This is a genomic window from Pseudomonas sp. PS01298 (assembly GCF_029959745.1).
In the GTDB taxonomy this organism is placed as follows: domain Bacteria; phylum Pseudomonadota; class Gammaproteobacteria; order Pseudomonadales; family Pseudomonadaceae; genus Aquipseudomonas; species Aquipseudomonas aylmerensis.
On sequence record NZ_JASCPP010000003.1, the window covers coordinates 73,739 to 98,739 of the forward strand.

General features: G+C 55.7%; 17 protein-coding genes. 2 read left to right on the forward strand and 15 right to left on the reverse strand.

Annotated elements, in window-relative coordinates; translation table 11 throughout:
• Nucleotides 1–39: 39 nt before the first annotated feature.
• The 4 genes from efeO (QMX97_RS02505) to efeU are packed head-to-tail and all read right to left on the reverse strand — an operon-like array spanning nucleotide 40 to nucleotide 4,262.
• Complete coding sequence (efeO, locus tag QMX97_RS02505; RefSeq protein ID WP_106804004.1) at nucleotides 40–858, reverse strand: iron uptake system protein EfeO; 819 nt, start codon at nucleotides 856–858, stop codon at nucleotides 40–42.
• A gap of 26 nt (nucleotides 859–884) precedes the next feature.
• Nucleotides 885–2,189, reverse strand: a complete 1,305-nt coding sequence (efeB, locus tag QMX97_RS02510) for an iron uptake transporter deferrochelatase/peroxidase subunit (protein ID WP_282395838.1) — start codon at nucleotides 2,187–2,189, stop codon at nucleotides 885–887.
• Between the two features lie 14 nt (nucleotides 2,190–2,203).
• The gene (efeO, locus tag QMX97_RS02515; RefSeq protein ID WP_262132329.1) at nucleotides 2,204–3,406 is read right to left on the reverse strand and encodes an iron uptake system protein EfeO; all 1,203 of its coding nucleotides are present in this window, start codon (nucleotides 3,404–3,406) and stop codon (nucleotides 2,204–2,206) included.
• A gap of 10 nt (nucleotides 3,407–3,416) precedes the next feature.
• A complete protein-coding gene (efeU, locus tag QMX97_RS02520) occupies nucleotides 3,417–4,262 on the reverse strand; it encodes an iron uptake transporter permease EfeU (protein WP_120448511.1) in 846 nt (281 codons plus the stop codon).
• Nucleotides 4,263–4,430: 168 nt separating this feature from the next.
• Between efeU and QMX97_RS02525 the strand changes: the two genes are divergently transcribed.
• A complete protein-coding gene (locus QMX97_RS02525) occupies nucleotides 4,431–5,447 on the forward strand; it encodes an AraC family transcriptional regulator (RefSeq protein ID WP_282395843.1) in 1,017 nt (338 codons plus the stop codon).
• Nucleotides 5,448–5,550: 103 nt separating this feature from the next.
• Here QMX97_RS02525 and QMX97_RS02530 read toward each other — a convergent pair whose 3' ends face one another.
• From QMX97_RS02530 to QMX97_RS02575, 10 genes are all read right to left on the reverse strand, one after another.
• The gene (locus QMX97_RS02530) at nucleotides 5,551–6,804 is read right to left on the reverse strand and encodes an MFS transporter (protein ID WP_282395844.1); all 1,254 of its coding nucleotides are present in this window, start codon (nucleotides 6,802–6,804) and stop codon (nucleotides 5,551–5,553) included.
• Nucleotides 6,801–7,781, reverse strand: a complete 981-nt coding sequence (locus tag QMX97_RS02535) for a ThiF family adenylyltransferase (RefSeq protein WP_282395845.1) — start codon at nucleotides 7,779–7,781, stop codon at nucleotides 6,801–6,803. Before QMX97_RS02535 ends, QMX97_RS02530 begins: the two co-directional genes overlap by 4 nt.
• The gene (locus QMX97_RS02540) at nucleotides 7,768–9,207 is read right to left on the reverse strand and encodes a hypothetical protein (protein WP_282395847.1); all 1,440 of its coding nucleotides are present in this window, start codon (nucleotides 9,205–9,207) and stop codon (nucleotides 7,768–7,770) included. The genes QMX97_RS02535 and QMX97_RS02540 overlap by 14 nt, the downstream gene beginning before the upstream one ends.
• Nucleotides 9,208–9,246: 39 nt before the next feature.
• Nucleotides 9,247–10,476: a hypothetical protein gene (locus QMX97_RS02545; RefSeq protein ID WP_282395848.1), complete on the reverse strand. Its 1,230-nt coding sequence runs from the start codon at nucleotides 10,474–10,476 to the stop codon at nucleotides 9,247–9,249.
• 136 nt (nucleotides 10,477–10,612) lie between these two features.
• Nucleotides 10,613–11,629: a cupin-like domain-containing protein gene (locus tag QMX97_RS02550; protein WP_282395849.1), complete on the reverse strand. Its 1,017-nt coding sequence runs from the start codon at nucleotides 11,627–11,629 to the stop codon at nucleotides 10,613–10,615.
• Nucleotides 11,630–11,718: 89 nt separating this feature from the next.
• Nucleotides 11,719–11,859 (reverse strand): hypothetical protein, encoded by a 141-nt coding sequence (locus QMX97_RS02555; protein ID WP_282395850.1) that lies wholly within the window; start codon nucleotides 11,857–11,859, stop codon nucleotides 11,719–11,721.
• A 431-nt stretch (nucleotides 11,860–12,290) separates the two neighbouring features.
• Nucleotides 12,291–13,706 (reverse strand): TolC family protein, encoded by a 1,416-nt coding sequence (locus QMX97_RS02560; protein ID WP_282395851.1) that lies wholly within the window; start codon nucleotides 13,704–13,706, stop codon nucleotides 12,291–12,293.
• Nucleotides 13,703–16,882, reverse strand: coding sequence for an efflux RND transporter permease subunit (locus QMX97_RS02565; protein WP_120448513.1), 3,180 nt, complete (start codon nucleotides 16,880–16,882; stop codon nucleotides 13,703–13,705). Before QMX97_RS02565 ends, QMX97_RS02560 begins: the two co-directional genes overlap by 4 nt.
• 15 nt (nucleotides 16,883–16,897) lie before the next feature.
• Nucleotides 16,898–18,139, reverse strand: a complete 1,242-nt coding sequence (mexE, locus tag QMX97_RS02570; RefSeq protein WP_282395852.1) for a multidrug efflux RND transporter periplasmic adaptor subunit MexE — start codon at nucleotides 18,137–18,139, stop codon at nucleotides 16,898–16,900.
• Between the two features lie 397 nt (nucleotides 18,140–18,536).
• On the reverse strand, nucleotides 18,537–22,457 hold the full coding sequence (locus tag QMX97_RS02575; protein WP_282395853.1) for a hypothetical protein: 3,921 nt from the start codon (nucleotides 22,455–22,457) through the stop codon (nucleotides 18,537–18,539).
• A gap of 336 nt (nucleotides 22,458–22,793) precedes the next feature.
• On the opposite strand from QMX97_RS02575, the gene hisD reads away from it, so the two are divergent.
• Nucleotides 22,794–24,077: a histidinol dehydrogenase gene (gene hisD / locus QMX97_RS02580; protein ID WP_065905032.1), complete on the forward strand. Its 1,284-nt coding sequence runs from the start codon at nucleotides 22,794–22,796 to the stop codon at nucleotides 24,075–24,077.
• 44 nt (nucleotides 24,078–24,121) lie between these two features.
• Here hisD and QMX97_RS02585 read toward each other — a convergent pair whose 3' ends face one another.
• Entirely contained in the window at nucleotides 24,122–24,988 is an 867-nt protein-coding gene (locus tag QMX97_RS02585; RefSeq protein ID WP_282395855.1) for a helix-turn-helix transcriptional regulator, read from the reverse strand.
• Nucleotides 24,989–25,001 lie beyond the last annotated feature (13 nt).

Genomic DNA, 25,001 nt, shown 5'->3' on the forward strand with positions numbered 1-25,001 from the left:
GACCTCCCGCGCCCGGCGCGGGAGGTCAGGTGCGCCTGATCAGTTCAGGCCCAGCTTGCCGCGCAGGGTCGACAGGTCTTCGGCCAGGGTGTTGACCGGGCCAACCAGCGCCTTGCGATCGTTTTCCTTGACCTTGTCGTAGGTTTCAAAGCCGCCGTCCTTGGTCTTGTACTTGGCCAGGATCTTGTCCACGGTGGCGAAGTTCTTGTCGACCTTGGCCAGGAACGCCTTGTCCTGCTTCTCGATCTGGCCACGGAACAGGTCGACGATTTTCTTCGCGCCGTCGATGTTGCCCTGGAAGTCGTAGAGGTCGGTGTGGCTGTAGCGGTCTTCTTCGCCGGAGATCTTGGTCGCGGCGACTTCTTCCAGCAGCGCTGCGGCGCCGCCGACGACTTTTTCCGGTGGGAAGGTCAGGCCATCGACGCGGGTCTTGAGGTCATTGACGTCGGTGTTGAGCTTGGCGGTCAGCGTCTCCAGGCCCTTGGTGGTGTTCTGCGAGAACAGCACGTACTCGATGCGGTGGAAACCGGTGAAGTCTTCGGCCGTCACGCCTTTCTCGTGGTCGTCGACACGGGAGTCGATCGAGGCATCCAGGTCACTGAACAGCTCGGCGATCGGCTCGATGGACTCGTAGTGCACACGGGTCGGCGCGTAGAGCTTCTTGGCGGTGGCCAGGTCGCCCTTGTTGATGGCGTCGGTGAACGCCTGGGTCTGGGTCACCAGTTCGCCGATTTCTTCGGTGACGTAGATCTTGTAGTCCGAAACCGGGCCTACCAGGTCCAACGGCGCCGTGGCGGCGAAGGCTGCCAGCGGCGAGAGGGTCATAAACAACGACAACGCGAGGGTCGACTTTTTCATGGGACGGTTTCCGCTCTGGGTTTGTTTTAGGTGTTGGCAGTGGTTTGAGGATGCGTTGCAGCGAGCAGCGTGCGCCCAATGAAATCCTTGGGCCCGGTGACGCCTGGCAAGGTGAAGAAATACCCGCCGCCGACCGGCTTGAGGTACTCCTCCAGGGGCTCGCCGTTGAGCCGGGTTTGCACACTGATAAAACCTTTCTCCAGGTCAGCCTGGTAGCAGATGAACAGCAGCCCCATGTCCAGCTGACCGTTTTTATTGACGCCGTTGGAGTAGTTGAACGGCCGACGCAGGATCAGGTTGGCCTGAGTCTGCGGGGTGCGCGGGTTGGCCAGGCGGATGTGGGCATCGAGCTTGGTCAACTTGCCTTCGGGGTCCTTGCTGTAGTCCGGCACCTGGGTTTCCTGATGGCCGTCCATTGGCGCGCCCGTGGTCTTGACGCGGCCGATGATGCTTTCCTGCTCCTGCAGCGGCGTGCGGTCCCAGCGTTCGACGAAGTTGCGGATGATGCGCACGGCCTGGTAGCTGCCATTCACGGCCCAGGCGGGTTCGTCGCTGCCAGGCTGCACCCAGACGATCTGGTTCATCGCCGTGTCGTCGTTGGAGTTCGGGTTGGCCGAGCCGTCACGGAAACCGAGGAAATTGCGCGCGCTCTGCGCGGGCTCTCCGGGTTTGCTCGGTGCCTGGGGCGGCACGCTGCCTTCCTGCTTCCAGCGCACCAGCAGCAGGTCAGGCAGGTTCTTCACGATGTCGCGCAGGGCGTGGATATTGGTGTCCGGAGTGTTGGAGCTGAACTGCAGGCTCAGGTCGCCATGGCACTGCGCCGGTTCCAGCGCATCGTTGGGGAAACCGACCATGCGGCTCAGGCGCTTGGGTTTGGCGGCGGTGAGGCCAAAGCGCTCATCGAACAGCGATTCGCCAACGGACACGGTGATGGTCAGGTTGTCCGGGGTGACCACCGGGCCGAGAATCCCGGAATCGATGGGCGGCAACTTCGGATCGACTTGCGGCACAGTGCCGCCGGTCATCAGGAAGCTGATGCGCTCGTTCAAGGTGCGGAACAGGCGCTCCAGGTCCTCGCGGTCGCTGGCCAATACATCGAATGCCACCAGCATGCCGCAGGCCGGGCGCGGGGTGACGATGCCGCTCTGGTGCTTGCCGAAATAATCGTGGTGGTCCTGGGTCTTGTCACTGCGCGGTGCAGTGGTGACTTGCTCGGCGGCGGCCGCCATGGCCGGGCAGGTCAGGGTACTGCCGGCAATCGCGGCGCCGGTCGCGGCCATGCCCAGCAGGACACGGCGGCGCTGTGCGGAAAATTGTTCTGAATCACTCATGGGTACGTTCGTCTTCACTGCAGGCCGGAGAGGCCAAGGGCTGGGTCAATTCCATCGAGTGCAGCGGCCAGAGCCTTGGCCTTGTCGGCGATCTGCTTGCGCTGATCGGCGGTGACGCTGTCATACGTCGCGTAGCTTTTGTCGACCTTGAAGCCTTGCAACTCGGCATCGAAGGCGGCGAGGGCGCTGTCGACTTTCGGCAGCAAGTCAGCGGCGGATTTGGTCAATAGCGGACGCATCAGCTCGACCACTTTGTGCGCGGCTTCGAGGTTGGCGGCAAAGCCATTCAGGTCGATATGGCTGTAGCGCTCTTCCTCACCGCTGAGGGCGCGCACGTCGGCGAGGCTGTTGAGGTTGCGCACCACGATGCCCACCAGTTGCTCCGGCGGCAGCGACTGGGCCAGCAACTGCTGCTTGAGGGTGGTGACGTCGGTAAGCAGGCGCTGCGCAACCGGGGCCAGGCCCTCGACGGTGCGTTGCTGGAACAGGCTGTATTCGAGGCGGTGGAAGCCGCTGAAGGCCGGGTCCTGTTCACGCTTTTCGAAGTAATCGGCACGCGCGTTGATGGCGTTGTCTAACTCGGCCAGGCGCTGTGACGCCGGCGCCAACCGTTGATAAGCCTCGCGGGCCGGCACATACAGGGCCTGCGCCTGGGCCAGGTCACCGGCGTCGATTGCCTGCTGCAGGGCGGTCACCGCCTTGACCAGCGCGCTGCCCTGGCTGCTCAGGTACACGCGAAACTCCGACAGCGGGCCGATAAACGCCACCATCGACGGCTTGGCCTTGGCCTGGGCATCGGACTCCGCCGTTGGCGTCACATGCAAGGTGCCGCGCGGGTTGCTCAGCAAGCCGCAGGTAATCGCGTAATCGCCGGGCAACAGGTTGGCGTTGATCACCTGGCTCAGGCCCGGCGCAATGTTTTCGCGCTCTTCGACCACCAGCACGCCGTCGAGTATTTCCCATTCCACCGCCCGGTCCGAGCGGTTGATGATGCGAAAGCTCGCACGGCCAGCCGGTACGGTCAGCTCGTTGGGCTCGCAGGCGTGGCCATGAATGGTCACGGCGATTTCATTGTGGTTGGCCTGGCGCTTGCTGGCGGCCAGCTGCGAGGCGTAATAGAACAGGCCGCCGGCGGCGATCATCACGACCACCGAGCCCGCCACGGCCCAGCGCAAGGCGCGGGGTGGCGAAGCCGGTTGAGGAGTTGGGTTGGACAAGAGACGGTCCTTAATGGCTGGAAACGGAAGAGGAGGTGGCGGCAGGCTTGGCCGGTGCCGCAGGCAGGAAGAACATCACCAGGGCCACTACCAGGTAAATCAGGTAGGCGCCCAGCGTGCTGATAGTCGGTGCTTCCTGATAGCCGAACATCCCGGCCAGCACCGAGCCCAGCGGGCTGTCCATCGGCAGCACGGCGCTGAAATCGAACAAGACGGTCTGCCAGTGGTTCCACACGCCGGCTTCGTGCAGGGCCTGCACCGAGTTGGCCAGGATGCCGGCAGCCACCACCAGGATGAACAGGCCGGTCCAGCGGAAGAACGCGCCGAGGTTCAGGCGCATGCTGCCGGAGTAGATCAGGAAGCCGACGACAATCGCCAGGATCAGGCCGAGCAGGGCGCCAATCGGAGCGCCCGGGCCTTCGCTCTGCTGGAACACTGCCAGCAGGAAAAACACGGTTTCCAGGCCTTCACGGGCCACGGCAAAAAACACCATCAGGATCAGCGCCGTGACCTGGTGCCTGGAGCCGGCCAGCGCGTGGTCGAGAGATTCATGCAGGGCGTGCTTGATCGAGCGCGCGACCTTGCGCATCCAGAACACCATGGAGCTGAGGATGCCCACGGCGACCAGGCCGACGATGCCTTCGAACAATTCCTGCTGTTTTTGCGGGAATTCGGCGCTGACCAATTCCAGGCCACCACCCACCAGCAACGCGAGCGCGGCGGCGAGGAAGACGCCGATCCAGACGGCGGGCATCCACTGGCCGCGGCCGGTCTGTTGCAGGTAACTGGCGATGATGCCGACGATCAGCGCGGCTTCAATGCCTTCGCGCAGCATGATGAGAAAAGGAACAAGCATTCGGCACCGCATCATAACTAGATAGGAGGCTAAGTTGTAACATAATGATACTCATTACTAAACAAGGAATATTGACGTTTGCTGAACAGCGGCTGAACGGTGGTGGCGAAGCGCAACCGCCCTTATGATGCAGGCCATCTTGTGCGCGATCGGATTGCCCAACCTCCCATGTCGGAAAAAGACACCATTTCCATCCACCTCGTGCGCGAAGCCTTGTTGCAGAGCTGCGCGCCGGGTGCGGCCAGCGTTGAAGTGCTGAACAAAGTCGGCATCGACCCGGCACTGCTCGACCAGCCCGCTGCACGGGTGTCGGCCACCACCTACGCACGTTTGTGGCGCCTGCTGGCGCGGCGCCTGGACGATGAGTTCTTCGGCATGGACCCACGCAAGCTCAAATCCGGCAGCCTGGCGTTCCTGTGTCGCGCAGCCATGGCGCAAACGAGCCTGGACGCCAGCCTGGAAACCGGCCTGGGGTTTTTATCCTTGATGTTCGAGCAACTGCCCGCCCAGTTGGTGCGCCAGCAAAGCCTGGCCGAGATCGTGCTGTTGGAGCCTGAGGTCGAGCCCAAGCGGGCGTTTACCTACTTCACCTACTGGATGATCGTACATGGCGTGGCCTGTTGGCTGGCAGGGCGACGGATACCGATCCTGGCCATCGAACTGCGCTGCCCCCGGCCGGATTTCTGCGATGACTACCAGGTGATGTTTTCCGATAACTTACGGTTTGATCGGCCACGCACCCGCATGATTTTCTCCGCCGACTGCCTGGACCTGCCGATCAAGCGCAGCGCAGAGGAACTCAAACGCTTCCTGGCCCATGCGCCGGCCAACATCCTGGTCAAATACCGCGACCCCGACAGCCTGGCCAACCGCATCAAGCACGACCTGCGCCGAATGCCCCCCGACACCTGGCCGGAAACCGAGGGCCTCGCTATCAGCCTGTGTATCTCTGCATCAACCCTGCGCCGGCGCCTGGCGGAAGAGGGGCAGACCTACCAAGGCCTCAAGGACAGCGTGCGCAAGGAGCTGGCGATTGTCTGGCTGGCAGAACCGCAGATCAGCTTCGCGCAGATTGCCGAGCGGCTGGGGTTTGCCGATACCAGTTCGTTTTATAAGGCGTTTCGTAAATGGAGCGGATCGAATCCGGGGCATTATCGGAGTTTGATTGTGGGTGATCCTACATAGCACGTAAGGGCGCAGATGAAATACTTTTCAATAATCAGCTGTCACCGATGAAGTTTGAATAGTGTTACGCAGCGAGCATGCGGAATGTTTAGTGAGTCCATAACTATCCAGGCGTGTTTTTTTCAAATATTTGTTGTCCGCCTAGTATCAACGTTACGCTTGCACAAAGTAAACCAATAAAACAGCAGGCTGCAACTATAATCAAAGTTTGCGAAAAACCGTAAGCCTCTAATAATCCGCCGAAAGCAGTATAGGAGATGCCAATGATAACTGAGTTAACTAAATTTGCAGCAGAGATGCAAGAGGCTCGTATGTGTGACTCAATGTTTTGGTGAATATATGTTTCATATGAGGTTTCATATATGGCGGGTATCGACATAATTAGTAAAAAGCTTATAGTCGAGGTAATGACTCCGATGTTTAATGATAGAATAAAAAGAAGGGGCGCAACAATGGCTGTGGTAGTGAAAGCAATGATGCCGAGAGAGAATCTAGAGCAAATAAAACCAGCAGCGATGAACATCACTGCCGATATCGCTTCTACTGCAGCATAAATGCCAGCGATTAATGAAACCTCCAAACCCTGTATAGAGAAAAATGGCTGGCCATAGATAAACAAAGGGACGGTCGAAAGCTCGAATAAAGCATATCCAATAAATAAAGGTATAAGAAAGGCGCCTCTTTTAGAGCGGAAAAAAATTATTAGTGAAGTAAAAATAGGTTTTGCGTTATCGTTGTCGATGCTGCTTTTTTTGTCGTGGTTTAGTGGCGTTGGTGGGGGCGTCATTTCAGGTATTAATGTCACAACAAAAGCTCCAATAAGCTTTGAGGCTGCAAAGGAAATATAAACAATGTCCCAAGACCAATTGTCTTGTAATACACCACCAAGAAGCATAGAGAAGCCTAGTGAAATTGCACCAATAGCGCGGGCGCGTGATAATATTTTAGGGTAGTATTCAGTTCGATGCTCGGCTAATAAGTTATCATACAATAATGCTCTGTCTGAACCGGAGGCCATAGCAATACTGGCGCCGAATAAGCAAAAAATGATTGCGAAAGGGATGAAAGAGGAAAATAGCAAAAAGCCAACGCCGCTGATCGATAGCCCTAAAAAACCGATGACAAGAGAAAGCTTTCGACCGTATCTATCTGCAAGTAAACCAGAGGGAATTTCTAGGGCTACGCAAGAAAAGAATAAAAAAGATTGAAGGATGCCTATCTCTCCTTGTGTGATACCTAGCTGCAGCAGGTAAAGCACGAACAAACTTCTTTGAACATCCAGATTCATGAATATCGATAGGGTATAATATAGGTTGTCGTTCTTATTTTTTAATGACTTAAACAGGTTGGTTTTCATTTAAACTCCTGTTTTTTGGTAAGCTCAAAAGTTTTGAAGTCAAAGTTTAAAATGCATGACTCTGTCTTTGAGGGACCGGTTTTTGCCAAATGCTGAAAAGCTTCCCAAGCGATGAGGTTAGCAATAATCGAATTTGTTATTCCATTGGACGGAAACCGTGCAGGAACGATTATTTTTTTACACGCGCGGCGTACCTCTCTAATCCAGTTTAGATAGGCTGCAAATGAGGAACTATCTTTAAGGAGCGGCCCAATTATACCGTTGCTAATACCAACGGCACCAAACAGTGCTGGTGTGACTGATTTTATTGCTGCGTTAGCTACGTAATTTTGAATGGCGCCTTTGGGTTCGTCAGCGCAACAAATTATTAAATCCGCCCCTTTGGCTAACTTTGCTAGCTGGCGACTGGAAGTTATCTCGGCTATTACGGGTTTGGCTTCGACGACTTTTTGATTCTCTATCAATCGCTTTGCAAGTATATCCGCCTTGTATTGTCCGATATCGCGTGCGCTAAAAACAAATTGACGATTAAGATTGCTCGAGTTCACTTTGTCGAAATCAATCAAGGTAAAAGAACCAACACCGGAGCCTGCGAGGCTTTGTGCAATTAATGATCCAGTACCGCCGCATCCAACAATTACTGTTGAGGAGTTTTTTAGCCGTTGACTCACGTCTTGATTGGGTGCGACAGCTTCATTCCAAAGCCAATGTATCGTTTGTAGTGGAGTCGTTCCGGAGGGCGGGGCAGCATGAATGAGATTAGCGTCTTTCAATCTTCGAAGAAGACTTTTTTGTGGCTCATTATCAAACTCGAACATCACGCCTGTTGTACTAAGCAAGTGAAGCAGTTTCACAATATCGGGGTTATGGGGTTTGATGATTTTTATACCATTCTCTGTGATAAGTTTCACTTGATCCTCATCACTGAGAATGACAATGTCACTACGTAATATCCAATGGCTGTTATTTTTTAGCATTGGAAGAATCCTTTGTCATATGCATATCGTTTATATGTTTCACAAACATAGCCATTGGTCTATAAACGGTTTCAGCCAATAGCATAGGTAGAACGTCTCTACTGGATTTGGAGTACAGCTTTAGAAAAATAGATTTGATAAGATTTATTGATTCAGTGGAGGTATCCAAGCCAGACACTTTTCTTTGAAATACAGTCAGACGCAAACTTTTTTCACTCGCGGCATCGACGAGTAGTGTCTTCAATAATGTCCTCTCATTATTTGTCAGGTGTTGCCAGAGTTGACTGCACTCTTTGAGGAGGTGGAGCGATTTCCTTTTGTTTTTTTGTCGTGGTTCAACGAAAGCTTGAAGCAAAATCTCCGCGTGGCTCATTATTTCAAACGGGCTATTCACCCGCTGATAGCCTGCGAGAACAGGAAAAGAGTAATATATAGAAAATGCAGACCAAGATAATAGCGTTTTCGTATCTGAGTCAGGAATGATATCTAATGCTTTAGTCAATCCAATGCCACGATATTGTGGATGTACAATAACTCGAAATGATTGTAAGATTTTTTTATTGATCTCTGAGAACTCAGGAAATACTTCAAAGGCTTTTGGCCACGGCCGAATACACAAATTAACGCCGACCAACACTCCTTTAGCGTAAGCAGCCACAACATGGTCAACTAACGGCGCTAAAATATCGATGTCATTCGGATTGTCATTTTCATAATGATAGCGTGAAAGTTTTTTATAGTCGTCTATAGTGCCTTTCTTGATTGTTATTTCTAAACTTTCTAATATGTTCGTACTTTTTGTTTTTCTACTTGAAATGCGGTGTTTTCCATCCGTGCAAAGCTCAATATGAACATCAGGTTTTAAATAGTCGACAATATCTTCATGGCAAGTCGCGATAAATGCACTTTGTCTGCTGGTGCGAAGAATTTTTCCTAAGTTTATAGCGACTATTTGAGCAGTGCGTCTATCGAGTCGTGTAGTAAACTCGTCAAGGACTAGAGGCCCCATTCCGTGGAGTAAGGCTGACGCAATAAGAAAGCGCTCTTTTTGCCCATCAGAAAGGTGAGAATAAGGAACTATAAGGATGCGCGGTTCTCCCAATCCGAATTTTGAAAGATAGCGGATAACTTCGCCGGCATCGTCGTAAGGTATAATTTCCGCTATCGACTTCTCTTTATCAACATGGCTTGGTGTTTGTTTTATGGCTGAGAACTGTCGAGAAATATCTTTCAATAGCAGGCTTTTACCTACCCCACTTGCCCCTGTTATCAGGGTAATTCCGTTTCGTGGGATTTCTAGATTTGATAACGACTCCCACCACCCGTCTTCAGATAAGCCAAAGGTTTTAATTATGTCTTGGCATACTTTGTTTGAGCTATTCGGTGGTGGGATATGTATGTCTACTTTTGTATTTATAATATTCATAGAGCGGTTCGCCTCGGCTTATTAACTATAATGGGCGTATCAGTTTTTATGATTGATATTGCTAAGACATATGCTCGGGATGGCACCAATTGTCACGCTTGGACACAAGTCGTCTAACAGGTCATCAAGCAGTTGTTGGCGCGCATTACTAAATATGGGGGAGTTTAATATATCAATATATAGTTTTTGGAGGTGTGGCGCATTTCTCCAAGCTGGGCATAATATTAGCGATGCATATCTGCCCCAAGCGTCATTGGTGGGGCCGGATACGATCATCAGTCGCATAGAAGCTTTGACTTTAGGATTTGAATAGCTATCAGATACGGGCGTGCAGGGTATGCCATTTTTATGAAGGATTGTCGCAATAGACCACGCTACTATGGCGTTGGGATAATAATCGGAGAATGCTAGAGTAAGGCCACTTCTCGACGCTATAGGCGACCAATCCAGATGTACCAAATTTTTCAATGGCAACGGATCATCAGATGGTGCAGAAACTTTTGCCCAACCTACATGTTCTGCACAGTTGATTTCTTTTAAAATATCTCTAATTTCTTTGCGAAGTGAATTCTTGTCGCTTTCAATAAGCTCGCCTGAAAATACAAGAATACTTCTTAGAGATGTTTTCTTAATAATACGCAGTCCATTGGCTGTGCTTGAGTTAAATGGGGTGGCGGTATCTGCAGTTTGATTAATAATTCCTTTTTCGTAAAGAGTGATATTTTCTTCAGGATTGCGCACAACTTCTACAAGAATAGTGGGAAGAGTGTTGTAAGGGCAAAAAGCTTCCCAGCGATTAGGAGCAATTTCAGAGATTTGTCGTGCTCCTGGCCATTTATCAGTACGAAATGGTATCCATGCGGGAGATGATAGCAACCCTTCAAAAGCCGGGACTTTATTTTGAAATCTAATAATCGCACTTCCATCTCGTGTTAACGCTAAATTCGCATTGCGTAAGATTAGATGACGAACAATCAAATCATGGTTGGCTAGATAATTAAGCCCATTCAAATAATCCGCCCCTGAAATATCACGCAGGCTGAAGTTTCCACTGGCTTTGGGGGAAAGAATGTACGTATACCCATCATCCTCAATACTTATGTCACAGCCGCCTTCCACACTTACGTTTGGGAGTGGTACAGACAGCGGTGAGCGTGGAGGAAGCGCTCCCAAACTCGCTAATTGCAGAGCTCCATAGTTGCGAGGAGATCTTAATGGTCCAGGAGGTGCATCCACAGCAATTCTAATCAATTTATGATGCTCCGCCATATAGCCTCCTGACACCCTGATGGAAGTTTTGTAAAAAATTAGAGGGTGATGTTTTTATGGGTCGAGTTGTTTTGTGCTAATTTTATTAAAGGGTAGGCTGCTTAGAACAGTGCAATAGCATTTGATTTGTGCGCTTTTAATCACCGATTAATGGATGCTCTTGTTGTTCGGTGTTAGAGTTTTGCATGCAGTAGATTTTTAAGTGTTCTTGAGATTTTTTGGCGGATTTTTTAAGGAGTAAAATGTATTTTTTTTCATGCTCAATAAAGCCGCCAATCTTATGGGATAGCAGGGAAGGCATTGTTGTTTTTGCGCTAAGCAATTCTTGCCTGGCGGCCGTTCCTAGATCATCAATTTTTCTTAACATGGGTAGCACGAGCGCACGCATTTGCTGTTCGAAGAGCAGAAATCTACAGGTGTCTACATGTAAGTTTTGAACGGCGATAGTGAACCCGCAATTGATTACGTTATGCCACCATCCCGGGGGTATATAAATGGCATCACCTGCCAATATCGTACCTTCGAAAATTTCGGCCCCTTGCTCCAATACGTTATTAGCAATGTCAGGATTAAATAAGTCTTGTCCATTCGAAACTGCAAATGTGTGAGAGGGTGACACCAAACGTGCTTTTTTTTCGCCCACAATCATGGTTAACACAGAGTTCACAAAAAAAGAATCTGTGTGGAGAGGGCTTGATACCTGTTGGTAGCCTATAAGTAAATTCGTCGGCGGTATTGAAATCGAAGAAGGCAGTTTGTATAGCCAGTTGTCAGGGAAACAGGGGAGCGTCATATCTATATCATCTAAGAGTTCAGGGAACTCTGTGTGATAGATCCATCCTCCCAGGTAGGGTGGGTCATTGACTTCATCTGAAAGGTAATTTCCTTCTGCTAAGTTTAAATAGACGTTTAGAAGCATTTTACGTTGATTCTTATAAAGTTCTTGCTTTTTTGTCTTGTAGTGGCAGACAGGAACCTCAACATGCCCGTAAGTGTTTCTGAAGAAGTCGGCAGACCACCGTTTAATTGCAGGCCAATCCTTACCCATTCCTTTTAGAATGACTGGCGTTTCATTCATCAGATATTTTTCTTGAAATAGTGCTGTTTCGTCGGCATCAATTTCATCAAGAAAAATTATATTTTTGTTTAGCAAATGGATAATCCTCATTGATGAGTTGCTATCGTTCTTTGAAAAAAGGTCAAACTAATGAATGACCTTTTTTCGAGCTTCCTAGCGTGCTGTTAACAACGGCTAAAAACGGCTTGAAGCATCAATTCATCATCTGCCGAATCTAAGAAGAAAGATATATCTTCACTTTCATTGGTCACGGCAAAAACAATGTCTGTTTCAACTGCAGATTCGATCACTTCATCGTTTTTCATTTTGTATTCTCGCTTTGGGTTTGTGAGTAATAACTGCTTTGGATTTAGCAGTAACTGACTAATCCCACATTCCGATCTCTCTAGAGCTATGCGCAGCTACTCATTGACGAGAGAAGCGCCTCGGAATTGCTGAATCAATCAGCGCCTCTGGAGTAAAGATCATTTTGCGAGCATTACGCAAATAGCCATTCCATGGTTTTTTACGTCTCAGTGCCTTCGTACTAGAGGGAATAGCCGCTGCTACAAAAAAATTAATTCTGATTGTCAGGCACAGTACGATGTTAGGATGTTTCCTACGAAGAACTACTTGCTTGTCTTACAGAGATAACTTTCAACATTTTAGGACCCTCCAAACAAAAAAAAGCCCCGTGACCGAATGGACCACGGGGCTAAAAATTGGCTGGATGCGACCAACCAAAGGAGCGCTTGAATTACTTGGCGGTTGCTACCACCGTATCCGGCTGCCAGCCGCCGCCCAACGCCTTGTAGATCGCCACAATCCCGCGATACAGGTCTACTTCGGCCTGGGCCTGGGAGTCTTCGGCGGCCAGGCGTTCACGTTGTGCGTCGAGCAGTACCAGGAAGTCCACGGTGCCTTCGCGGTAGCGGATTGCCGCGAGGTCGGCGGCGGCGCGGCTGGATTCGCTTTGACGGATCAGCGAGACCAGGCGTTGCTGGCGTTTGCCGTAATCGCTGAAGGCGTTTTCGGACTCTTCCAGTGCGAGCAGGACTTGCTGCTCGTAGGTCGCCAGGGCGCCATCGGCCTGTGCATCGGCACCGCGCAAACGTGCGCGCACGCTGCCCAGGTCAAATGCGGCCCAGGTGATGCTCGGGCCAAGGGCCCAGGCGTTGGCGGCCGATGAGCCGATCTGCGAACCCCGCCCGGCGGTAAAGCCGAGGAAACCGCTGAGGCTGACCCGTGGGAACAGGTCGGCCTTGGCCACGCCGATACGCGCGGTGGCGGCGGCCAGTTTGCGTTCGGCGCTGAGGATGTCCGGGCGCCGTTGCAGCAGTTGCCCCGGGTCGCCGATCGGCAACGCCTTGGCAATCGCCGGCAGGTCTTTGGGGCTCAGGTCGACGGTCAGCTTGTCGGGGCGCTGGCCGAGGAGGGTGGCGATGCGGTTGCGCTCGCGCACTTGTTCGGCCTGCAGTTGCGGCACGCTGGCTTCCACCGCCGCGAGGCGTGCGTCGGCACGCTCGACGTCGAGTTGGTCGCCGACCCCGGCATCACGCAGGCTGACGGTGATGGTGCGCGAATCCTGCTGGTTCTTGAGGTTGTCCAGGGCAATGCGTTCACGCAATTGTGCGCCGCGCAGTTGACCGTAGGCGTCCACCAGTTCGGCAATCATGGTGACTTGCAGTTGGTACAGGTCGGCTTCGGCAGCCTGCTGGTCGGCGTCGGTGGCTTCCAGGTTGCGCTGGATTCGACCGAACAGGTCCAGTTCCCAGGCCATGTCCAGGCCCAGGTCGTAACGCTCGCTGTTGACGCGCTTGGTGGTCTGGCCAGGGATCTGCCCTTTGCCCAGGTCACTGCTGGCGCGGCTGGTAATTACCGGCATGGCGTCGTTGCTGGCGTCATCGCGAATCGCACGGGCAGCACGCAGGCGGGCAAAGGCGACGCGCAGGTCACGGTTACCTTGCAGCGACTGAGTCACCAACTGGTTGAGGGTCGGGTCCTCGAATTGCTGCCACCAGATGCCTTCGAACTTGGCGTGGTCGTAGTTCTTGGCGTCCACGGCGGCGGTGATATTGGCCGCCTCCGGGGTCTGGGTATTGTAGTCCGGGCCCACGGCACAGGCGGCAAGCGCCAGTACCAGGAGGCTCGGCAGGAATATTTTCACGCTCATTGCTGTGTCTCCAGCTTCAAGGCCTTGGCCGCTTTGCGCGCGTCCTGGCGCTCCACATAACGTCGGATCAGTACGTAGAACACTGGCGTCAGCAACAGACCGAAGAAGGTCACCCCGATCATCCCGGAGAACACCGCCACACCCATGGCATGACGCATCTCGGCACCGGCACCGCTGGACAACACCAGGGGCACTACACCCATGATGAAGGCGAACGAGGTCATCAGGATCGGCCGCAGACGCAGACGGCATGCTTCGAGTACCGCCGCCAGTGGGTCGAGACCCTCGGCTTGTTTATCCTTGGCAAACTCGACGATCAGAATCGCGTTCTTACACGCCAGGCCCACCAGTACGATCAGGCCGATCTGGGTGAAGATGTTGTTGTCGCCGCCCGAGATAATCACCCCGGTGATGGCCGACAGCAGCGTCATCGGTACAATCAGGATCACCGCCAATGGCAGGCTCCAGCTTTCGTATTGGGCGGCCAGTACCAGGAACGCCAGCAGTACGCAGAGCGGGAACACGAACAGCGCGGTGTTGCCCGAGAGGATTTGCTGATACGTCAGGTCGGTCCACTCGTAGGTCATGCCGTTGGGCAGTTCATCCTTCAACAGTTTCTCAATCGCCGCCTGGGCCTGGCCGGAGCTGTAGCCCGGTGCGGCGTTGCCGTTGATTTCTGCGGTGATGAAGCCGTTGTAGTGCATCACGCGGTCCGGGCCCGAGGTGTCGCTGACCTTGATAAAGGTCGCCAGCGGGATCATCTCGCCTTTGTTGTTACGCACTTTCAGCTGGCCGATCTGGTCTTCATCCTGGCGGAACTGCTGCTCAGCCTGCACGTTGACCTGGTAAGTACGGCCGAAGCGGTTGAAGTCGTTCGCATACAACGAACCCAGGTAGATCTGCAGGGTGTCGAAGATGTCGCTGATCGCCACGCCGTGGGTCTTGGCCTTTTCACGGTCGATGGCAGCATCGACCTGGGGCACGTTGACCGTGTAGCTGGTGAACAGGCCGAACAACTCAGGTACGCCACGGCTTTTGGTGATGATGTTCTGCACTTCTTTGTACAGCTCGTCATAACCCAGGTTGCCACGGTCTTCGACCTGCAGGCGGAAGCCGCCAATCGTCCCCAGGCCCTGTACCGGCGGCGGCGGGAAGATCGCCATGTAGGCTTCTTCGATGCTGCTGTACTTGCCGTTCAGTGCACCGGCAATCGCACCTGCGGACAGGCTCGGGTCTTTACGCTCCTCGAATGGCTTCAAGGTCACGAACACGATGCCGTTGTTCGGGCTGTTGGTGAAACCGTTGATCGACAGGCCGGGGAAGGCGATAGCGCTTTCCACACCGGGCTGTTTCATGGCGATGTCAGACATGCGCTTGATCACGTCTTCGGTACGGTCCAGGCTCGCGGCGTCCGGCAATTGCGCGAAGGCCACCAGGTATTGCTTGTCCTGGGCCGGAACGAAACCGGTCGGCGTGTGGGCGAAGCCCAACCAGGTCAGCACCATCAGGCCGGCGTACAGGAACAGCGCAATGCCGCTGCCGCGAATCACCCGGCGCACGGTGCCGACGTAACCATGGCTGGCTTTGTCGAAGAAGCGGTTGAACGGTTTGAACAACCAGCCGCCGAGCAACTTGTCGAGGAACTTGGAGAAGCGATCCTTCGGTGCGTCGTGACCTTTAAGCAACACGGCTGCCAGCGCGGGCGACAGGGTCAGCGAGTTGAACGCCGAAATCACCGTCGAGATCGCAATGGTCAAGGCGAACTGCTTATAGAACTGTCCGGTCAAGCCGCTGATGAAGGCCGCTGGAACGAACACCGCACACAGTACCAACGCGGTGGCGATGATCGGGCCGGTCACTTCGCTCATGGCCTTTTCAGTGGCCGGGAACGGTTCGAGTCCCAATTCGATGTTCCGCTCGACGTTCTCCACCACCACGATGGCGTCGTCCACCACGATGCCGATGGCCAATACCAGGCCGAACAGTGACAGGGCGTTGAGTGAGAAGCCGAACAGGTGCATCACCGCAAACGTACCGATCAACGATACCGGCACCGCCACCAATGGAATGATCGAGGCGCGCCAGGTCTGCAGGAACAGGATCACCACCAGCACCACCAGGATCAGTGCTTCGAACAAGGTGTGGACCACTGCCTCGATGGAGCCGCGCACGAAGACGGTCGGGTCATAGGCGATGCGGTAATCCATGCCTTCCGGGAAGCTCTGCTTGAGCTCCGCCATCTTCGCCCGCACTTCATTGGAGATGTCGATGGCGTTGGAGCCAGGGCGCTGGAAGATCGGAATCGCCACGGCCGGCTGGTTATCGATCAACGAGCGCAGGGCGTATTGGCTGGAGCCCAACTCCACCCGCGCAATGTCTTTGAGGCGGGTGATTTCGCCGTTGGCGCCGGCACGGATGACGATATTCTCGAACTCTTCCTCAGTGACCAGGCGGCCCTGGGTGTTGACCGAGAGTTGGAAGCTGGTGTCATTCGGTGCAGGCTGCGCGCCCAATGCACCGGCGGCCACCTGGCGGTTCTGTTCACGAATGGCCGTCACCACATCGGTAGCGGTCAGATTGCGCGAAGCGGTCTTGTTCGGGTCCAGCCACACACGCAGGGAGTAATCGCCCATGCCGAACAACTGCACATCGCCCACGCCGCCCAGGCGTGCCAACTCATCCTTGATATTGAGGATGGCGTAGTTGGACAGGTAGAGCATGTTGTAGCGTTGGTCCGGGGAGGTGATGTGCACCACCATGGTCAGGTCGGGAGAGGCCTTGTCCACGGTGATACCGATGCGCGTCACTTCCTCAGGCAGTTTCGGCTGGGTCCGCGTCACCCGGTTCTGTACCTGCACCTGCGCGTTGTCCAGGTCGGTGCCCAGGGCGAAGGTGATGGTCAGGGTCAGCTTGCCGTCGGCGGTCGACTGCGAGGACATGTACAGCATGTTCTCGACGCCGGTGATGGCTTGCTCGAGCGGAGCGGCCACGGTTTCACCGATGACTTTGGGGTTGGCGCCCGGGAAGTTGGCGCGCACCACCACGGTCGGCGGCACGACTTCGGGGTATTCGCTGATCGGCAATTGGAACAGCGAGATCGCGCCGGCGATCAGGATCAACAGCGAGAGCACCGCTGCGAAGATCGGCCGCGAAATGAAGAACTTGGAAAAATTCATCTTGAGTCGTATCCCTTAACCGCGTGGAGTCGCAACGGCTGCGAGCTTGGGCGCGGTTTTTTCCGGCGCCACTTGCTCCAGGTTGCTGGCTTCAAGCGCTTGTCGTTGTTGTGCCAAGGCCGCGAGGGTTTCCTTGCTGGCCATCGGGATGGTTTCCGGAGCGACCGGCGACCCAGGGCGCACGCGCTGCAGGCCCTTGACGATAATGGTGTCGTCCTTGTTCAGGCCGCTGCGTACGATGCGCAAACCTTCGATCTTCGGCCCCAGTTCCACCGAGCGATACGCCGGCTTGTCGCCGTCCATCACCAGCACGAACTTCTTGCCCAGGTCAGTGCCCACGGCCTCGTCGTTGATCAGCACGGCGGAGTAGGTGCCGCTGCCGACCAGTTTCAGGCGCGCATACAGGCCAGGGGTGTATTCGCCCTTGCTGTTGTCGAACACGGCGCGACCCCGGATGGTGCCGGTGGCCGGGTTGACCTGGTTGTCGACGAAGTTCATCTGGCCCAGGTGCGGGTTGCCGGTTTCGTTGGACAGGCCCAGGTAGACAGGGGTGGTAGCACCACGACGGCCTTGGCGAGCCAGCTCGGTGTACTTGAGGAATACGCGCTCATCGGCGTCGAAGTAGGCATAGACCTTGTCGGTGGAGACCACGCTGGTGAGCGCGGTGACGTCGGCGGTCACCAGGTTGCCGGCGGTGATTTCGGCACGGCTGACGCGGCCGCTGATCGGCGAGGTCACGCGGGTGAAGCTCAGGTTCAGCTTGGCCAGGTCCAACTGCGCCTGGATCCCGGCGACGGCGGCGCGCGCTTCCTGGGCGGCGGTGGTGCGCGAGTCGGCCAGTTCGGCGGAGATCGCATTGCTCTGGCGCAGGCGTTCGCCGCGCTGGGCTTCATTGTCGCTGCGCGAGGCGGCGGCTTTGGTTTGTGCCAGCTGGGCTTCGAGGCGGCGCACTTCAGCCTGGAACGGACGCGGGTCGATCTGGAACAGCAGGTCGCCCTTCTTCACCAGGGCGCCTTCGATGAAGGCCACCTGATCGATCTGGCCCGAGACGCGTGGACGAATCTGCACGGTTTCCGGTGCTTCCAGGCGACCGGTGAATTCGTCCCACTCGTTGACCGGTTGCTCCAGCACCTTCGCCACGCTGACTTTTGCAGGTGGCATGGCGGCCGCTTGTTCCGGGGTCTTGCCGCATGCGCTCATCACCACCACGGCCAAAATCGCCAGGGGAAAGCGCAAATGTTTGAGTGACTGTTCCATGAGGTGCATCCGCCAATGTATTTGAGATGGGCGGATCATGCGCGGCGCTGTGCTATGTCACGAATCGAATGAAGCAAAGGTAACTATCATTCGGAATGATATAAGCGCGAGATTAGCCCTCTAGCATGGGGGTTTCGTTAGGGTGCTATCAATGGGCTTGATGACAAAACACTATTGCGTGCGGTGCAACTCAGGATTTTCTGGGGGGTAGATTTCGGTGTTCCGTGCAGCGTGCGCATGGAAGCGCTAAATAGGTGGCCCCACAGCGGCTGGGCGAATAGGCCTGTGATGCCCATTGGAAGTCGAGTGGCACCAGATTGATCGACGCCAAACCCGCCGAGTATGCCGGGACCGGGCATAGCAGCGGGTGATGAATCGCCCGAGTGAGCGGCCGGCCCTATTGGAAATACACCGGCTTGTAGGAAATTGTCTTGGTCACGTAGCGTGGCTCTTCGCCTAAACCTGCCACATTAAACTCTTGCTTCACGCCATGCGTTTTGGTGACTTTTGGGGTGATCTTGTTAATCAGGTCATTTTTGAGCTTATCGTTCGCCCATCTTTCGGCACCTTCGGCAGAAAGGCCAGGTAACTTATCTTGACGGCCGATTGCCAGCTCGTTTCGCCTCTGGGTCATATAGGTGGAACCATAGTTCATGGTCACCGTGCCCTCGAAAGCCTTGACGGGGCGCTTGATCTCTTGCTGTAGCAATCGAGCAAACGAATGACTTCCGCCCTCACCGGAGTGGCAAATCAACAACCTGATGTTGTCGTAACTCGAGGGGTCAACACCCTTGCTTTTTAATAACGCAACCAACTCTTTAGCGGAGTACTGCGTTTGGTCGATAACCACATGGGTGCCTTGTCTCAGCAACTTGTCAACAAAGTCGCGCCCATGCCCGTGGGCCACAATGTTAAGACGCTGCGGCCCCTTGTAGTTGTCAACATAGGTATGCACTTCGTTGGCGATCATTTTGAGGTCTTGCATGTGATTCGGCTTAATGGCTTTGTCTTTGGCCAGGCTTTTCTGGAAGTTATTGCCCGGGGACGCAGACGCGGAAGCGGTGGCCGAGACCGGGTCATTTGCCTGAGCGGCGAAGTGCTCTATCTTTGCCCCGTAGGCACGGTTCCTGGCAGCGTCGTAGTGAAACCAATCACCGGTTTTCTCATCCTGTATGGCAGTCGTTTTGATCCGTTCAGTGCGCGTGCCGACTTTATAGGTACCTTCAGCAATATCCGCTCTTTTGACGAACTCATTGAACTGCGCATTGTTCATCCCGCTTTGTTGCAACTTGCGCAGAGTGGGGAATTTTCCGGTTGCGGCATTTGGCACTTGGCTGGCTGGCAGGCCGGGTGCCTTCCCCAGTACACCGCGACCAAATGGCCTGCTTGCCGCTCCGGCCCGTCCAACCCCGCGGGCAGCCCCGGCCGGCACACTTCGTCCTGCCCCACGCAGCGCCCCCGCGCCTTTGCCGAATGCCGCACCTGTCATGTACATGACACCATCGAATATCACATCGCTAAGCGCGGCCAGCCAATCACCGTTGACAAGGTTCATGGCGGCGGATCCACCGGGTGCCAGGCCAGTGATGAATTTGAGCCTGGCCTTGTCCTTGGCCGCCTCGTCCTCGAATGTGCTGGTTGTCTTGGTCAACTCGAACAGCTTATCGAAGCTGAAGGAGGGGAGGGAATGGCTGGAAACCCGCTCGGCAATATAGTTGCTGCGCGCGCTGGTGAAGGACGCCGGGATGGTGACGGGTAATGGGCTGGCTGCTTGCCTGGCGGCTTGATCCTTCGAAGGGGTCAGCTCTTGGATCGCCGAGCTTTCCCAGGCTTGGCCAACATCAGTGGGGGTTTCGACCCATTCGCCTTGAAGGCCTTCCTTGAAGTTTTCTTTCAGGTCGTCGCGCTTGGTTATTTGGCCTTTCTGCGATGACATTTCATAGAATTCCGGGTTGCCGTCACGCAGGGTATGGACAATCAGCCTGCGGTTGTCCATGGGTTGCGCCGGCGTGAGATCTTCATCTTCTTGTCTGCCTGCGCGAGTGAACACCGTTGTCTTACTGACTTGGCCTTCGACGAACACTCGAATTTTCCCGAACTCGAGATTTTTTCGATCTTCCAGAGGCAGCCTGGATATCTGGTTTTTTATAACGGTGGCGTGTGCGCCGATGAGGTTGTTTTTGTAGGCAGTAAACTTGTTTTTATGCTCGAGTATTGGGTCGGGTCGGTCTGCCAGTTGAGTGAGCATGCTGGTGGGGAACCGGCGGTCTTCGGAAATCCAGCGTGAAAAGACATTTGACTCAGGATTTGAAAGATAGAAATCCACCAATGAGTATCTGATTGGGGTGAGATAGGCATGAGCACCGTGGGCTCGCCCTGCAGGCCCGTTATCCCGGAAACACTTGAGTTCGTAAGGCAATTCGACACCGAATTTTTTCTTCAGCGCCTCCAAGGCAAGCTCTCGTTGGGTCGGCACCTTGGCGGCAAGGTGTCCGAGGGTTGTTTCCAGCGTCGACGTTTTGTCCTTGAATGCTTTTTTCGTCTGATCGATCTGCGCTTGCGGATAGTCGCCGTCCTCCCGGGGCGGGAGCGTACCGTGCAGTTTCCCCCATTCGATCAACGCCAGGCGGGATGTCCCCTCCTGTATGGCTTGGCCGAAATCGGTAATCGGGTCCTTGGCATCCTGCGCAAACACCTGGGCAAAGGTCATATCTGCGGTGGCGCCAGGGCTGTAGGTTTCAATGCGCGCCACTGCGGCCTTGAACGCGACCCAGGCAGTCGAGCCGTAACTCACGTCATTGGGAATGTTCTGGACCAGCAGCTCAGGCGCCGCCCGCGCCAGCAGCAGGTGCGCGGCCACGGGTGCCAACTCGGGCGATACCCGGTTGAGCTGGACGAGATGGTCGGCGAGGCCCTGTTTGATCGTCACCAGGGGCTTTCCACTGAAACGGTCGTCTGCCAGGTTGTATCCCGCCACATGGTTTGGCTTTGGATGAAACAGGCTTTCCTTGTCCAGGGTGGTCGCAATGGCGGTCAGGACCCAGTCATGGGGCGTGCTGGTTTTCCAGGTGTCGCCCATCTTGGCCTTCAGGGCGGATTCGAGTTCGCGGGCCTTGGGCGTATTGACTATTTTTTCTATGACTTGCAGAGGATTGCGCAATTCGCTGGTGGAAAATTGCATGTTTTTCGCCAGGTAGCCCAGCGCACCGCGTCGATCCGGACGTGACGTCCCATCGTTGCTCAGGGTCGGCAGGTTAAGGTTGTAGTTGAAGTGGCTGTAGACGGTTTTTTGTTCGTAATTCTCCAGCGGCACGGGCCAGGACAAGGCTCCGCCGAGGCTGCCGAGTTTCGAGACCGGCAGCGGTGCGCTGCTGATGACGTTCCTGACGTTCTCGAGTTCTGCCACGGTTTTTGGCAGGATCCAATTGTTCGCAAGCATAAACTGCTCGAGGGTCGGCGCCGTGGTGTCACCCAATTGTCTCTGCTGGCTGAACGACGAGTCGGGATCCACCGCCATCGTGGTGTTCTTCAAGGCCTCTTCGACCTGGCGAAACCCACTGTTCACCAGGTGCGTCAATTTGGCGGACAACCCATGCATATCGGCGAGATCACCTCGCGCAGTTTTTTCGTCGTCAAGTATGCCCAGGTCGGCTGCAGGTGCCATTTGACTGTCTGGATCGTTAGCCGCGTTTTTCCGGAACACTTGGGTCTGCGCCAACTCATTGGCTCGCGCCGCATTGCCATTGGCGTCTTCTCCATAGAAATTCGCCACGACAAACAGAGGCGCGGATGAGTGACTGCCGGGGGTGACGATCAAGGGGTTGTTGCCTGCCGCCACAACGCCTGCCGCGCGCAGCACGGGGGCAACGAGCGTGTCCCATAACGGGTCTTTATCCGCGGCCCTGAACGTCTCGCGACGGCCACTGGCAGTCGCGGTGAGATGGCCGAAGGAACTGATCGACAGCGGCTTGGACAGATCAATATGTTTGGCGCTCGCCCATTCCACGAACTGGGGGTTTTCAAGCAGTTTGTGCAGGTGGCCCCACCACTGGCCGAATGTCGATTGCGGCGGTATGCCGTTGATAGTGTCCGTACCGTCAAATGAAGGCCCGTTCCGGGCGATGGTCTGCGCGGCCGTGGCAAATAACAGCGCGAGGGCTTTGTCGCCCTTGGCTTCGGGGCGGGCGTCCGGGGCTTGATCGGCGGTGTGTGCCGCGTTGCCGGTGCCGGCTGCCGGGAGAGGGGGGATGGCGGTTGTTGGCGGAAGAGGGCGTGCTGGCGTGACAGTCGGCTGGGTGACGGTCGCTGATAGGCTCATGCAGTGTTATCTCGCGGTCTGGTTCAGGCAGAGTCACCCAGCGCGGGTTTTATCGACTGGGCTCGTAGCGTGAGTGAGTCACCGTGAGGTTTGATTCCAATTTTCCGACAGCGGAATGTTATCAATTGCTACCTGCCGGACTGTGCGAGGCGGTCATCCCCAGGCGCGCCTGTTGCCGTGGGCGCCGTGCGTCATCGTGCGTCACCTGGGTCGTCAGTGCGAAATTGTGGACAGGGCCGTGCAGCCCGGAAAATCGACTCCAGTTGCCAGGTATCTGTCGAGCACGCCCGTGCTTCGAGGCTTGGCTGACGACGCGTACTTAAACTGGAGCAAGACATGATTCAATACCTCAAGACTGCCAAACCGGTGGCTGCACAGGCCGAGATCGCGAGCCAGGTTCGCGATGTGGTGGCTGACATCATTGCCAACGTCGGTCGCCAGGGGGATGCCGCCGTCCGTGAGTATTCCCGGCAGTTCGATCAGTGGGACCCGCTCAGCTTTCGTCTGACCGATGAGGAAATTGCCGCCTGCGTCGCCAGCCTCTCGGCGCAAGAGATCGGCGATATCACCTTTGCCCAGGAGCAGGTGCGCCGCTTTGCGCAGGTGCAAAAGGCTGCGCTGGTGGATGTCGAGGTCGAGACTCTGCCGGGCGTGATCCTGGGGCACAAGAACATTCCTGTGAACTCGGTGGGCTGCTATATCCCCGGCGGCAAATACCCGCTGTTGGCGTCGGCGCATATGAGCGTGTTGACTGCCAAGGTCGCCGGCGTCAAGCGCGTGGTGGCCGTGGCGCCGCCGTTCGATGGCCGCCCGCATCCGGCCATCGTCACGGCGATGCACCTGGCGGGCGCTGACGAGATCTACTGCCTCGGCGGGGTGCAGGCCATTGCCGCGCTTGCCTTGGGCACCGACACGTTTGCGCCGGTCGACATGGTCGTGGGCCCCGGTAACGCGTATGTGGCAGAAGCCAAGCGCCAGTTGTACGGCAAGATCGGTATCGACCTGATCGCCGGCCCCACCGAAACCCTGGTTATCGCTGACGAAACCTCCGATGCAGAACTGGTGGTCGCCGACCTGCTGGGGCAAGCAGAGCATGGCGTGAACTCTCCGGCGGTGTTCCTGACCAACTGCCGTGCACTCGCCGAGGCGATTCCAGCCGAGATCGAGCGCCAACTGGCGGTCCTGCCGACGGCCGGGGTGGCTGCCATCGCCTGGCGTGACTACGGTGAAATCATCCTCTGTGACAGTGTTGAAGAACTGGTGGAGGAGGCCGATCGCATCGCCTCCGAGCATGTCCAGGTCATGACCCGTGATCCGTTGTATTTCCTCGAGCACATGACCAATTACGGCGCGCTGTTCCTCGGGGAGCGCACCAACGTCTCGTATGGCGATAAAGTCATTGGCACCAACCACACCCTGCCGACCACCAAAGCTGCGCGGTACACCGGCGGGTTGTGGGTGGGCAAGTTCATCAAGACCTGTACGTACCAGCGCGTGCTGACGGATGAGGCCTCGGTGCTGGTGGGCGAATACTGCTCGCGACTCTGCGCGATGGAAGGGTTTGCCGGCCACAAGGAGCAGGCGGATATCCGCATCCGTCGCTACAAGACCACCGCTTGAGTCACGCCCTGCTGCTCGCAATGGGCAGCAGGGCGGCGTTGCTTTTAGTCCTGCCCACCCCAGACAATCGCCGCATTGTCTCCCGTCATGTACTCGCGCACCTCCACCGGCAGTGACAGGTCGTCGGGCAGCAGCACTGTTGCCGCGCGCAGGTGCCGTTTGCGAATCAGGCCTTTTTCCACATAGTTCAACGTCAGCCGGGTGGAGAAGGGCTGGCGATAGGACGATGACGCCACCCCGGTGACCAGCCCGTGCAGAAAGCGTATGGGCCGCCGGTGCTGCGGCGTGAGGATCGAGAAAGTGATTTCGTTGCGCTGCTTGCCCTCGAAATCCACCATGAACAACCGGTCGCCCAGCAACAGGCAGAAACCGTGATAGGTGAACGAGTAGCCGGTCTTGCCGCTGCCATCCTGCAATGGGAAGCGCTCGACGGTCACGTACTGCACCATCGTGTCCGCGCGGTAGAGGCACGTCACCGAGCGCAGGATCCGGCCTTTATAGATCGACGAGTTGTGGTAGCGGTAATACACGCCCAGGTAGTCGTCCAGCGCGTGCGCCGAAGCCTTGGCCAGTGGCAGGAAATGATTGAACTGCGCGGAGGCACGCAGCCCGATCGGCAGCTCGTTTTCAAACCCTTCGTAGAACTGCTTGAAGTCGGCCGGGGGACGAAACAGGTCCTCGGCTTCCATCATGAAATACCGCGCGATTTTCTGCAGGATCTTCTGCGACGGCACATGCTGGCCGGCCAGGTACTTGTTGAACTGCTGGCGGTTCACATCGATCTTGCGGCACATGTCAGCGACTGACCGGCACGACTCCACCAGCGTGGCGAGGTTTCTCTGCACGTTGCCTTGCAGGTCATTGCGCACTTGATGGCGCTCTCCATGGGAGGGGGCGATTACAACTGACATGGGGGCGTGGATC

Coding starts and splice junctions, on each gene's coding strand:
- efeO (WP_106804004.1), bottom strand. CDS start 858: ATGAAAAAGTCGACCCTCGCGTTGTCGTTGTTTATGACCCTCTCGCCG.
- efeB (WP_282395838.1), bottom strand. CDS start 2,189: ATGAGTGATTCAGAACAATTTTCCGCACAGCGCCGCCGTGTCCTGCTG.
- efeU (WP_120448511.1), bottom strand. CDS start 4,262: ATGCTTGTTCCTTTTCTCATCATGCTGCGCGAAGGCATTGAAGCCGCG.
- QMX97_RS02525 (WP_282395843.1), top strand. CDS start 4,431: ATGTCGGAAAAAGACACCATTTCCATCCACCTCGTGCGCGAAGCCTTG.
- QMX97_RS02530 (WP_282395844.1), bottom strand. CDS start 6,804: ATGAAAACCAACCTGTTTAAGTCATTAAAAAATAAGAACGACAACCTA.
- QMX97_RS02535 (WP_282395845.1), bottom strand. CDS start 7,781: ATGCTAAAAAATAACAGCCATTGGATATTACGTAGTGACATTGTCATT.
- QMX97_RS02540 (WP_282395847.1), bottom strand. CDS start 9,207: ATGAATATTATAAATACAAAAGTAGACATACATATCCCACCACCGAAT.
- QMX97_RS02545 (WP_282395848.1), bottom strand. CDS start 10,476: ATGGCGGAGCATCATAAATTGATTAGAATTGCTGTGGATGCACCTCCT.
- QMX97_RS02555 (WP_282395850.1), bottom strand. CDS start 11,859: ATGAAAAACGATGAAGTGATCGAATCTGCAGTTGAAACAGACATTGTT.
- QMX97_RS02560 (WP_282395851.1), bottom strand. CDS start 13,706: ATGAGCGTGAAAATATTCCTGCCGAGCCTCCTGGTACTGGCGCTTGCC.
- QMX97_RS02565 (WP_120448513.1), bottom strand. CDS start 16,882: ATGAATTTTTCCAAGTTCTTCATTTCGCGGCCGATCTTCGCAGCGGTG.
- mexE (WP_282395852.1), bottom strand. CDS start 18,139: ATGGAACAGTCACTCAAACATTTGCGCTTTCCCCTGGCGATTTTGGCC.
- QMX97_RS02575 (WP_282395853.1), bottom strand. CDS start 22,457: ATGAGCCTATCAGCGACCGTCACCCAGCCGACTGTCACGCCAGCACGC.
- hisD (WP_065905032.1), top strand. CDS start 22,794: ATGATTCAATACCTCAAGACTGCCAAACCGGTGGCTGCACAGGCCGAG.
- QMX97_RS02585 (WP_282395855.1), bottom strand. CDS start 24,988: ATGTCAGTTGTAATCGCCCCCTCCCATGGAGAGCGCCATCAAGTGCGC.